Annotated in this window: 8 protein-coding genes; all 8 read right to left on the reverse strand. The window is 61.0% G+C overall.

Features of this window, described 5'->3' with window-relative positions; genetic code table 11:
- Nucleotides 1-76 precede the first annotated feature (76 nt).
- The 8 genes from BLT00_RS09640 to BLT00_RS09675 all read right to left on the reverse strand — a co-directional run bounded on the left by BLT00_RS09640 (nt 77) and on the right by BLT00_RS09675 (nt 11,400).
- On the reverse strand, nt 77-1,213 hold the full coding sequence (locus tag BLT00_RS09640; protein WP_092146848.1) for a mannuronate-specific alginate lyase: 1,137 nt from the start codon (nt 1,211-1,213) through the stop codon (nt 77-79).
- An 11-nt stretch (nt 1,214-1,224) separates the two neighbouring features.
- Nucleotides 1,225-2,673: an alginate O-acetyltransferase gene (locus BLT00_RS09645; RefSeq protein ID WP_092146850.1), complete on the reverse strand. Its 1,449-nt coding sequence runs from the start codon at nt 2,671-2,673 to the stop codon at nt 1,225-1,227.
- Nucleotides 2,674-2,684: 11 nt separating this feature from the next.
- Nucleotides 2,685-4,274, reverse strand: coding sequence for a mannuronan 5-epimerase AlgG (algG, locus tag BLT00_RS09650; RefSeq protein ID WP_092146964.1), 1,590 nt, complete (start codon nt 4,272-4,274; stop codon nt 2,685-2,687).
- A 26-nt stretch (nt 4,275-4,300) separates the two neighbouring features.
- A complete protein-coding gene (locus tag BLT00_RS09655) occupies nt 4,301-5,791 on the reverse strand; it encodes an alginate export family protein (protein WP_063325227.1) in 1,491 nt (496 codons plus the stop codon).
- 5 nt (nt 5,792-5,796) lie between these two features.
- On the reverse strand, nt 5,797-7,281 hold the full coding sequence (gene algK / locus BLT00_RS09660; RefSeq protein WP_092146852.1) for an alginate biosynthesis TPR repeat lipoprotein AlgK: 1,485 nt from the start codon (nt 7,279-7,281) through the stop codon (nt 5,797-5,799).
- 15 nt (nt 7,282-7,296) lie between these two features.
- Nucleotides 7,297-8,466 carry an alginate biosynthesis protein Alg44 gene (locus BLT00_RS09665; RefSeq protein ID WP_063324507.1) on the reverse strand — a complete coding sequence of 390 codons (1,170 nt, stop codon included), beginning with the start codon at nt 8,464-8,466 and terminating at the stop codon, nt 7,297-7,299.
- A 35-nt stretch (nt 8,467-8,501) separates the two neighbouring features.
- Nucleotides 8,502-9,983 (reverse strand): mannuronan synthase, encoded by a 1,482-nt coding sequence (gene alg8 / locus BLT00_RS09670; protein WP_371856190.1) that lies wholly within the window; start codon nt 9,981-9,983, stop codon nt 8,502-8,504.
- Between the two features lie 100 nt (nt 9,984-10,083).
- Nucleotides 10,084-11,400 (reverse strand): nucleotide sugar dehydrogenase, encoded by a 1,317-nt coding sequence (locus tag BLT00_RS09675; RefSeq protein WP_063324509.1) that lies wholly within the window; start codon nt 11,398-11,400, stop codon nt 10,084-10,086.
- Between the last annotated feature and the right edge of the window lie 304 nt (nt 11,401-11,704).

Genomic DNA, 11,704 nt, shown 5'->3' on the forward strand with positions numbered 1-11,704 from the left:
GTCGCATCGTCAGGCTTGGGGGCGCTACGCACCCCAGCGGGAGCAAGCTCCCTCGCCACAGGAAATGTGTTGTGAATCAGCTTCCTTTTTCACCTTTCTCCCGCGAAGGGTCGTACACCCGGGTCAAGTCACCGCCGAGGCGGAAGGTCTTGAACGGTTGCATCTCATGCTTGCGTTCCAGCACATCCTCGCTGCAGGTGTAGAGGCTGCAGAACGGTTCGAGCCAGGCGAATTTCGAATCGACCTTCAGGTCCTTCATGTCCTGTTTGTCGCCGTTCTTCTCTTCGAAGATGTCCGGGTCTTCCACCCCGGCCAGCACCCGGTCACCCAGTCGCTTGAGGGCGCCGTTGTTTTCCTGGCGCAGGTCCACACCGTTGACCTGGGCGAAACTGGCGATCATCGCCAACGGCGGCAGGGCATAGTTGTGGTAGGACAGGGCGCGTTGCTTGCGCTTGAGTTCGTTGGGCAGGAAACCGTCGGCGTCGATCTGGTTGACGCCGACCTTGTATTCCTTGACGGCCCAATCGAACAGGTCGCGGCGGTTGATTGCCACGGAGGTGGCCATCACCGACCAGGCGGCCCAGTAGGAGTGGTTGTTGGTCTTGTCCAGCGGCAGGTTGTCCCAGTCGCTGACGACCTGGTCGGCCATCCGGCTGAACCAGCTTTCGATCAGTTGCGCCTGCTCCTGGTGATTGGCCAGTGGGCGGGACTCGGAGAACTTCAGGCGCACATAGGCCGAAGCCATGCTGCCCAGCGCCCATTTGCGCATGGACTTGCCAGTGTGGTTGAAGTCCTTGGACATCAGCGCATCGGCCTGGGCCCACGCGGTCAGCCAGTTGAGGGTGCATTCCAATTGTTCGGGACGGCCGTCACGCATGAATTGCATCACTTGTTTGCTGACGCCACGCTCGATCTTGGTGATGTCGGCGGTGCTGTCGCGGAAGGCTTTTTCCGACTGCACGTTCAGGGTCGCACGGGCCTTGTCCGAGCCCTCGTACTTGCTGCGAAATTGCAGGGAGCCAGTGTAGGGCGTCGGCGTGGCGTCGCAGCCTTGGGCCGCTTCGCCGGCCTTGACCTTTTCGATCGGTGCGAAGTAACCCTGTGGCGGGCGCAGCGGGGCCGCGGCCTGCGTGGCCCCGGCGAACATTGCCAGGGTCAGCAGGGAGGGCGCCAGCAGCGTTTTCAACGTTCGGGTGCGCGTGGTACTGGTCATGAGACGAGACCTCATTGTCCGATTTGAGCCGTTTGTTCGGCTTGCGGAGATGCGTTGCGTTTACAGATTTTCGCTTCGATCTGCTGCGGCTCTTTACCGGCTTCAGGTCCCTGGACTTCGACAGCCAGAAGGTTTTGCGAAGCCCAGTCCTCGTCGGTGCGCAGCTGGAAGGCGAAACGTCCGTCGGTTTCGGAGGTATCCGGTTTTTCGATCTTGATATCCTCGTGGCGCCCATTCATGTACCAGAGGGTGGCTTGCAAGGTTTTCACCGAGGTGTCGGCGAAGCGGATGTCGACCTGGTGGCTGCCGTTACGCAGATCCATGTTCTTGCTATTGACCATCAATTCGTTCTTGCCCGGCTTGAGCGCGGTCTTGCTGCTCATCAATGCCGGCTTGCCTTCGCAACCGTTGTTGTCCAGCAGCGCCATCATCTGGCGATAGATGGTTTCCTGGTCCAGGCGATACAGCGGCGAGAATTCCCAGATGAGGATTTTCGGCGGGTTCTTCTGGAACTCTTCGCTGCCCAGGTACTGGATCATCGCGCCCTCGAAACCGCCGCCGGGGAAGGCTACGTTGAGGATGTCGGCGCCGATGGCTTCTTCAAGGAAGCCGGCGAAGTTGTAGTTCTTGCCGCTGTGACTGGTGCCCACCAGGGTGATCTGCGGGTTCCCGGAATCGCCGAACAGATCGCCGTCACCCGCCTCGCCCTTGGGCTCGGTGGTGAATTGGTCCATGTACTGGATCGCATAGCTGGTGCCGCACAGCTGCCCGGCCATGTTGTGCAGGGTGCCGGTCTTGCCCATGCGGCCGGACTTCTTGGTCTCGAACTCACGCTTGGGGATGTCGGCGAAGGCCGGGAGCTGCTTGACCTTCTCGGCGACGATCTTGGCGGTGCGCTGGGCGCCGTAAGGTGTCCAGTGTTGGTCGCCACGGAAATAGAAATCGTGGGCCGGCAGGGTTTCGGGCAGGTTTTCGTTGGTCAGCGGCGACAGGTCCGGCACCACGTAACCCATCTGGGCGAAACGCCCGAGCATGGATTTGTAGTTGGTCAGGGCTTTCTCATAGTCGAAAGCGGCCTTTTCCTGTGGGTTGAGCTTGTTGCGGTTCACCAGGCCCCGGGTCGGCTGGTAGACGAGCACCAACTCGACGCCTTTTGCCTTGAACGCATCGTGCAACTGCTGCAGGCGCTTGTAGCCGGCCGGGGTGGTGTTGAATTCGGTACGCAGGTCTTCCTGGGTCCGGAACAGCCAGTCACCCTGGGCTTGTACCAGCGTGGTGAAGTTCTGCTGGTAGCGCGTGGTGTAGTTCTTCGCATCATGGGCCGCCGGGCACAGGTTGCAGCAGGGCTCGGCAGTGAAGCTCGGGGCCTTGATTTCATCGGCGCGGGCGCCGCTTGCAGCGGCGAGAATGCCGGCAGTCAGGGCAGACAGGCCCAGGAGTTTGATCATCTGTGGGTTCATAAAGGTCATCCTCAGTCCCGCATTTCGGTCTGGCGTTCGACAGGGTCGATCAGCACGGCTTTCTGCTGGCGCACCAGCAGGTCGAGAATTTCATCCTGGCGCTCGCCAAGGATTCCCGTGAAGCTGATGCCGCTGGATTTGGTCGGCGCGAGCATGGACACGCGGTACAGCTCGACGCTCAACGGCGAGTCGATGGACAGCGGACCGCTGCCGTTGGCAGCCAGTTCGCCGCCGACCACGATCAGCGAGACCTCGGCGTCGAACGGGTCGAGCTTGATGTCCCGGTCGGTGTCGGACAGGTCCTTGATGTGACCGTAGAGACCGGTCAGGCCGTTGGCCATGGATACGTTTTCGTAGAGGCGAATGTTCACGCTGTTACGAACCCGGATACCGTGGCGGCGGTTGCTGATCACTTTGTTGCCCCACAGCAGGTTGTCACCACTCTCGTAAAGCGTGATGCCGTCTGTGTGGTTCTTGTAGATCTCGTTGTAGGCGATCAGGTTGTTGACGCTGTTACGGTCGATCACCAGGCCCGAGAGTTTGTTGTCGTAGCTGCGATTGTTGAAAATGAAGCTGTCGTTGACCTCACGGGAAATAATGATCCCGTGCTTCTTCTTGGTCCCGTAGACGGTGTTGTCGGCGATGATCAGCCGATGGGAACGGTCGTGGGGGTCGATGCCGTAGACGATGTTGTCTTTGTAGGTATTGCCCTTGATGACAAAGTCGCGGGTCTCGTAGCAGTAGAAGCCGTACCACATGTCCGAGAACTCGGAACCGATGATCCAGCCGGTCGGTTCCGGGCGCTTGAGGACCTTGGCCATGTTCGGCGTGTACTGGGAAATACTCACCCCGTACGACTTACTGTTGGCGTAGCCGAAGCTGGCCATCTTGGTGTTGACGATGTAGGTCTCGGTACCGCCCCACGACAGCAGGAACGGACGGAATTCCTTGGGCGAGCGAAACGTGGCGGGGCCATTGTCCTTTTCGCGCCAGCCGGTGACCTTGGTGTCGCGGATGAACATCTGGCCATCGTTGACCAGGAATGAGCCGCCCTCTTGGGACAGGCGCAGTTCCTGGGTCTGTTTGTCGATTTCCAGGATGCCTTTCTGGCCAACCACGATCGGAATCTTCGCCAGGTAGACACCTGGCGAAGTTTCGATGAGGTACTTGGGCTGTTTCTTGGCCAGGTCCTTGAGGTTCATGTAGCCATCGTCGAGGAAGATGGCCTGTGGGATACCGTGCTGACGCACGACCCACTCGGCCATCTTGTTGTCGCCGCCGATGAAGTCCTTCAAGGCGTTTTCCTGCATCATCCGGCGCACGCTGACCTTGCCGGGCTTGGTGCGCACGATCTTGGCCGCGACCGCTTCGGCGGTATAGCCTTTGAGGTCGGGCAAGGTCGGCTTGGCCAGTTCCAGCGGTGCGGTCGGCGCGCTGCTGACGGTATAGGTCTTGGCTCGTTGCAGTTCCTTGGCCACGTTGCCCGGCTTGACCACCGGTTCAACGTTGGCGAACGCCGGCGAGCCGGCCAGCAGCATCGCTGCGACCAACAGGCTGATCGAACCTTTCATCGCCTGGCTGTTCCTGAGGTAGCGGTTCATTTCGGGCACTCCCATGGCCATTCGCATCAGAAGCGCCAGATCACGTCGACAAAGGCGCGATGCATGTACGAATCGACCTCTTTGCCGTAGGCGTCGCCTGGCTTGAACACGCCGCCACGAAAGCGCACCAGCGCCGACGGCTCATCAATTGACTGACTCAGCGCGGCCGGCAGCAGGCCTTGCTTGAAGTACTTGGTGACGACCAGATCGACTTCCTGGCCCAGGTCCTTGTCGCCATCACGCAGCGGCAGGGTCGAGGTGGACAGGATTGCGCCGGTCACGTCGTCGGTGTTGTTTTCCACGGCATTGATACCGTTGCTGCCCACTGGCTTGTTGCCGTCCACGCGCCAGAACTTGTGATACACAAGGCTGGCGTCGTATTCGTCACGCAGTTGCCAGGAACCGAACAGGCTGGCGCTCTGGGTGTTGGCCATTTCGCCACGGAATGCTTCGCCGAAACGGTGGACGCGCGAACGGGTGCCGGTGAAGTTCGAACGGTTGCTTTGCAGGCCGTTCTGTTCGTAGTCCTCGCTGGCGCGAGCATAGGCCGCACCGACTTGCCATTGCGGGTCAAGGCGCAGGCGGATACCCAGGTCAGTGGCCCAGCCGTCCACATCATCGCTGTGCTTGGCTTCTGTCGGGCGGGTGCCGTCGGCATTGAGCGGGTTGACGGTGTCGCGGTCACCGGTCATGCCCGTGAGGCTCGCCCAGTAGTTGACGGTGTTGGTGTTGCGCCAGTTGTAGGCGTCGCTGTTGGCTTCCAGGCCGAGCCAGGTCAAGTCACCGTTCTCGGTCTTGTCCAGGGTATCGGTGGGCTCGCCCGGGGTCGGGTAGTCGAGGCTGCCGTTGTCATGGGAGTGGTGGGCACGGATACCGGCCCATTGGCCTGGCATCCACTGGTAACCCACGTCGCCGTAGACGTGCATGCGGTCCTTGTCCTTGGGGGACAATTCCTTGAGGTCGGTGCGGTATTCGCTGAACCGTTCGGCCACGCCGAGGTTGGCCCGCAGCAAGGTGGTGTCGAAGGTCCAGTTCAGGGCTTCGATGTTGGTGTCGCGCCATTGGCCGTCGTCGTTGCGCAGGCGCTGGCGACCGAACTTCAACTGCTCGCCCGGGTAGGGGGTCAGGCCACGGTAGCCAATCCAGAACTCGCGCATGGCCAGGTAGCTTTTCTTGGCTTCGCGGTCACCGCTGTCGGTTTGCTGGGTGCTGCCATCGGACTGTTGCAGGGTGTCGGTCTCGATGATGTCGCTGGACGTCACGGCCTGGGCCATGGCGTAGGCGCTCCAGGCGCCGCTTTCACTTTCACCGTAGACCCATGGACGCAGGTCCAGGCCGACACCGTTGACGTCGCCACCGCTCTGGGTGCCGAGATCACGGTCATCTTCGGACTGCCCGGTGATCTTCACTTCCAGGCCGAAATTCTTGCTATCGGTCAGTGCCGCCAGGGTCGGACAGGACCACAGCAGGGCAAACGACAGGCCAATACCAGCCTGCACAAAAGGGTTGAGCTTCAAAAGCTTCATAGAGGTTCCTCGCCGTCATCTTCTTTTAGGGCTTGCAGTTCCAGCGTATCGGGGCTCATTGCGCCGCGAATGGCCTGCTCTTGTTGTAGCAGGCGTTGGGCTTGTGCAAGTTGTTCCGGCGGTAATTGTGCTTCGAGGGTTTGGGCAAGCTCGATGGCTTGCGGGGTGTTCTGCGCCTTGGCCAACTGGCTGAACACATACGCGTTGACCGGGTTGGGCTTGGTACCCTTGCCCTGGGAGAACAGCTGGGCAATGGCGAAGTCGGCGCTGTTCTGGCCGTTGCGGGCGGCCTTGAGCAGGTGGTCCAGGGCTTTTTGCGAGTACACCTGGCCCAGATAACCGCGGCGATAGATCTGGCCGAGGTAGTAATCGGCAGCCACTTCGCGGCCAACGGCGTTCTGGAAATGCGCCTCGGCGGCCTTGGCATCGGCCGGGACCCACTTGCCTTCGTAGTACAGCTTGCCCAGCAACAGCTCGGCACGAGGCTGGTCGGCGGCGCGGCCGTTTTCCAGGTATTGCATCATCTTGTCGACGTCACCCAGTTCCGGGAAGTCGTAGAGCAGTTGCGCCAGGCTGACCCAGGCAGCGGGGTAGCCAGGAGCGATGCCTTCGAGCAACGACTGGGCGGTCTTTTCATCGGTCTTGCCCAGGCTGGCGTCGGCCAGGACACGGGCGACGCTGTCCACGCGCTGGGCGGATACGACGCCACGGGCGTGACCGTCCTGCATCTGCTTGAGCAATGCGGCCTGCTGTTCCGGCTGGCCGCGTTTCTGATAGACCGTGGCGAGTTCGACGTAGCAGATGTCCGTGGTCGCCAGCGCGGCCTTGCAGACCTTCTCGACTTCATCCAGGTGCTGGTCGTAGGTGCCCTGGGTGCGGTAGAGCAGAATCTGCGCCAGGCCCGCTTCCGGGTAGCCGGCGCTGCGCCATTGGCTGATCTGCTGCTGGGCGTTGACGTTCGGGAAGCTGTGGGGATATTGCAGGTACAGCATCGCCAGCGGGATCAGGGTGTTGCCTTCCCCGTTGGCGAAGGCTTTCTTCAACAGGCCTTCGGCTTCGTGTTTTTCCGCTTCAGTGGAACCGGGCTTGGCCACCAGCAGGCGACCCAGGCGAGCCTGGGCCCGTGGCGAGATATCGGCGGCGGCGCGGTAAGTCGCCTCGGCTTTTCTCATCTGCTCGGGGTCGCGGCTGTCCACCTGGATATCGGCCAGGCCGACCTGGGCTTCGCTGTAGCCCAGGTCTGCCAGTTGCTGATAGTTCTGCTGCGCCAGCGCCGTGTCGCCGCGCTTGAGGGCTTCGTTGGCCAGGCGCTGGTCGGGCAGGCCGGCACAACCGGCCAGGCTGACGGCCAGTGCCAGGGCACACAGTGTTCCCATGTGGGAACGAGTTTGCGGCATAGCATCCTGACCGCGTTGATCCTTTCGCGAGCAAGCTCGCTCCCACAGAGCCTGTGGGGTGTTCAGGATTTTTATAATGGTCACGGGCATATCCTCGACTTAAATACCGACGGCCATGGCTTTGTCGATCAGCCAGTTCAGGTTCGGACCACGGTCGCTGGTGACTTCTACCGGCCGGCCGGCCAGCGAGCTGTCCAGGGGTTCGTCAGGTTGGATCAGCACACGGATATCGGAGGACAGGTCGGCACTTTTCAGGCTGGTGCTGCTGACGATCTTGCCGGTACGGGTGGTGTCTTCGCCGGCGACCTGGAAGTTGACTGGCGTACCTGGGCGCACGTCGCCGAACTGGCGATAGGAGAAACGGGCTTCGACGTTGGCTTCGGTGCCCCGTGGGACCAGTTGGAAGATCACGTCACCCTTGCTGGCGTACTGGCCGTTGGCGACCAGTTGCTGGGACACGATGCAGTCGCACGGCGACGTCAGGGTGCCAGTCATTTGCTTGCCGAACAGCTCCTCGACCTTGGCCGGCTGCAACTGGTTGTCGTCCAGGTGACCTTTGAGCACATCGAGCATGCTGGTGCTGAAGGTCGCCAGCGGGGCGCCTTTGGCAGCCACGCCGTCGGCCTTGACCAGGCTCTGCACGGTGCCGTCGCGCGGCATGGTAATGGCCATGCCCGGCACGTTCACCAGGCCGGCCTGGGCGTGGCTGACAAAGTACATGCCGTACACCGACTTGAAGATGAAACCGAACGCCGCCAGGCCAACGGCGAAGACCCCCAGGCTGAAGGTCACGGCGCGTAGGCGCCCCATGGCACTCATGCCGCCGTTTTCGTCTTTCTGCTTGCGGGCCTTGGTGAAGTTGTCGCGCTGCAGGGTCGCCAGCACGTCACCGACACCGACGATGTCGCCGGCCAGGTGCGAGGTGATGATGTGACGCAGTGTCGAGATGTCCCGCGGCTCCAGGTTCTGGAACTGGCAACCGGTGCGGCCGGTCTGGCGGTCGTAGGAACGGATCTGCAACTCCACGTCCATGGCCAGGCCAAGGTTGTCGATGACGAACTGCAGGCGACCTTTGTAGGACTCCCCGGTCTTGAGGGGCATCTGGCCGGCGTTGAAGCTCAGGCCGCCGGCGGACAAGTCCAGGACCTTGACTTCCATCGGCGTACGGTCAGGGCCGAAGAAGCGCAGCTTGGCCGGGATTTTGACCCGGGCGTGTTGGCGCTGGGCTTCGGATTCATGCACTACGTTGACATTCACGGCGGTGTTCATAGGGGCGATTTCCTAGTTAATTCATTCAAGTCCGGTCAGACCATCGTCAGCAGCACGGCGACAAAGATGCTGCCGGCGGAGAAGGTCATGGTCCGAGACGACCAAGTGTTGAACCAACGTTGAAAGCTGGCGAGATCACGGGTCAGTGAGGTGGGCTGGCGGGTCCAGGACTGCTGGTCGAGGCGGAAGAACACATAGATCTTCACCAGGGCACCGACGATCTGGTTGTAATAGAGAATCGCCGGGTAGGCAGGGCCGATCTTGTGTCCGGAGCACGACAGCAACAGGGTCAGCAGCAACCGGGTGATGCCGATCCACAGCAGGTACACCAGGATGAACGCGGTGCCGTACTTGAAGCTGGCGATCAGTGCCACGGTCAGGCCCAGCAGCGACGTCCACATCGACACACGCTGGTCGAGCAGCACCACCGAGGTGAACAGGCCCAGACGGCGCAGACCCAGGCCCAGTGCCCGGGAGTTCTGCCGCAGGTTGTTGCCGTACCAGCGGAACATCAATTTGCGGCTGGCCTTGATGAAGCTCTTCTCCGGCGGGTGTTCAACGGTGTTGATCGCCGCATCGGGCACATAGAACGTGTCGTAGCCCAGGCGCATCAGGCTGAACCAGCTCGACTTGTCATCGCCGGTCAGGAACTTGAAGCGACCCAGGCGCCAGTGTTGCAGCGAGTCGCTTTCCACGTCGGCGATGAAGTCCGGGTTGGTGACCACGGTGGCGCGGAACACCGACATGCGGCCGGTCATGGTCAGCACGCGCTTGGACAAGGCCATGGAACACATGTTGATGTGCCGCTGGGCGAAACGCAGCTTGTGCCATTCGCTCATGATGTAGCCGCCGCGCACTTCGCAGAACTCGTTGGTGGTCAGGCCGCCGACGTTGCCGAACAGCTGGAACCACGGCACGGTCTTGCGCACGACGCCTTCGGCGAGCACGGTGTCGCCATCGATCACCGCTACGACGGCGCGGTCATCCGGCAAGTGGCGGGAGATGGCGCGGAAACCGTAGGCCAGGCCGTCGCGCTTGCCGGTGCCAGGGATACGCACGAAGTCCAGCTTGACCCGCGCTGGCGGGTTCATGCGGGCCCAGAGGCTCTTGACCAGCAGTTCGTCGGACATTTCCACGATGGAGCAGACCACGGTGGTGGGCAGCCCGCATTCGATGGCCTCGCGAATCACCGAGCCGTACACCTGGGCGGTGGTCAGCGCATCGATCCGGAAGCTGGTGACCATCAGGTACACATGGGACGGATCCGCCGCCTTGCCCAGCTTGCGTACCTTGCGGCGCAGGTGCGGGTAGACGATGTACAGGAAGATCATGCCGCGCACGAAATGCGTTGCTCCCATGGAGTAACGCCAGATGCCCACGGCGCCGATCAGGAAGATGAAGTCCTTGGATTCGGAGTCGAACGTGGACGTGGGCAGCGCCATGGCGATGCCCATCAATAAACTCAAGTAAAACAGCCAACCGGCGGCCTGAAGCAGGCCGTGCTTTAGCCTGTGCATAATCTGCATCCGTCTCTATCTCGGGCGGGCCTTGTGGGCGGCCCGATGGGTTAAGGCAGGCGAAAGGCCGGCCGGAGCATGCCCCGGCCGGCAAACAGACTTACCAGCAGATGCCTTCGGTCCGGCCACTCGGGTTGGTGGCCTTGGACATGAAGCCGACCAGGTCGATGACCTGCTTGCCTTCCGGTACGTTCTCGGTCAGCGCGCGGAACTTCTCGTCGCGGTTGCCCAGGATGATGATGTCGGAGCTGTCGATCACCGAGTCGAAGTCGGAGTTGAGCAAGGACGAGACGTGAGGGATCTTCGACTCGATGTAATCCTTGTTCGCACCGTGGACGCGGGCGTATTCGACGTTGCTGTCGTAGATCTTCAGGTCGAAGCCCTTGCCGATCAGCATTTCCGCCAGTTCTACCAGTGGGCTTTCTCGCAGGTCGTCGGTACCGGCCTTGAAGCTCAGGCCCAGCAGGGCGACTTTGCGCTTGTCGTGGCTGGAAACGATGTCGAAGGCGTTCTGCACCTGGGATTCGTTGCTGCGCATCAGCGAGTTGAGCAGCGGCGCTTCCACGTCCAGGGAACCGGCACGGTAGGTCAGGGCGCGAACGTCCTTGGGCAGGCAGGAGCCGCCGAAGGCGAAGCCTGGGCGCATGTAGTACTGGGACAGGTTCAGGGTCTTGTCCTGGCAGACCACATCCATCACTTCACGGCCATCGACGCCGACGGCCTTGGCGATGTTGCCGATTTCGTTGGCGAAGGTCACCTTGGTGGCGTGCCACACGTTGCAGGTGTACTTGATCATCTCGGCGACGGCGATGTCCTTGCGGATGATCGGCGCATCGAGCTCTTCGTACAGCGACTGCAGAACGTCACCGGAGGCGGTGTCGAACTCACCGATAACGGTCATCGGCGGCTGGTCGTAGTCCTTGATCGCGGTGCTTTCACGCAGGAATTCAGGGTTGACCGCGACACCGAAATCGACGCCGGCTTTCTTGCCGGAGCAGTCTTCCAGGATTGGGATCACAACGTTTGCCACTGTGCCCGGCAATACGGTGCTGCGAACTACGATAGTGTGGCGGGTGGTCTTGTCACGCAGGACAAAACCAATCTCGCGGCACACCGCTTCGATGTAGTTCAGTTCCAGGTCGCCGTTCTTTTTGCTCGGTGTACCGACGCAGATCATCGACAGGTCAGTATCGCGAATCGCTTCGGCGAAGTTGGTCGTGCCGCGCAGTCGACCAGTTTGAATGCCTTGCGCCAATAGCTCACCAAGACCAGGTTCAACGATCGGCGATTTACCGGCGTTGATCATGTCGATTTTGTCTTTGGCGACATCCACGCCAACTACATCATGGCCCCGTGCAGACAGGCAACCGGCACATACTGCACCGACGTAACCCAAACCAAATATGCTAATGCGCATCGCATTTCCCTCTGTTTTTCACGCCATTAAATGGCCGGAGTTAATAGTGTTCAGCGGTCATAGTGCACTCGGAAGTGTGGAATGCAGGCGCCACAATGCCGTGTGCAGGCATACTAAGTTCCGAGTGTCTAAATAAATGCACTCAAGTTGTGCGCAATGTGGCCTAGTTGTTATGACCTGCCCTGTTATGCAGCCAGTCCTCGTTATCGGGAACGCTCGTGCAAAGGTCCTTCACTTCCGATCCCTGGCAAAAAGCCCACAAAATCAAAAGTTTGTGTGCTCGGGTGAGCACGTTATAGGGGCG

Source organism: Pseudomonas sp. NFACC51, assembly GCF_900103575.1.
GTDB classification, from domain to species: Bacteria; Pseudomonadota; Gammaproteobacteria; order Pseudomonadales; family Pseudomonadaceae; genus Aquipseudomonas; species Aquipseudomonas fluorescens_Q.

Coding starts and splice junctions, on each gene's coding strand:
- BLT00_RS09665 (WP_063324507.1), bottom strand. CDS start 8,466: ATGAACACCGCCGTGAATGTCAACGTAGTGCATGAATCCGAAGCCCAG.
- algG (WP_092146964.1), bottom strand. CDS start 4,274: ATGAACCGCTACCTCAGGAACAGCCAGGCGATGAAAGGTTCGATCAGC.
- alg8 (WP_371856190.1), bottom strand. CDS start 9,983: ATGCACAGGCTAAAGCACGGCCTGCTTCAGGCCGCCGGTTGGCTGTTT.
- BLT00_RS09640 (WP_092146848.1), bottom strand. CDS start 1,213: ATGACCAGTACCACGCGCACCCGAACGTTGAAAACGCTGCTGGCGCCC.
- BLT00_RS09645 (WP_092146850.1), bottom strand. CDS start 2,673: ATGAACCCACAGATGATCAAACTCCTGGGCCTGTCTGCCCTGACTGCC.
- BLT00_RS09675 (WP_063324509.1), bottom strand. CDS start 11,400: ATGCGCATTAGCATATTTGGTTTGGGTTACGTCGGTGCAGTATGTGCC.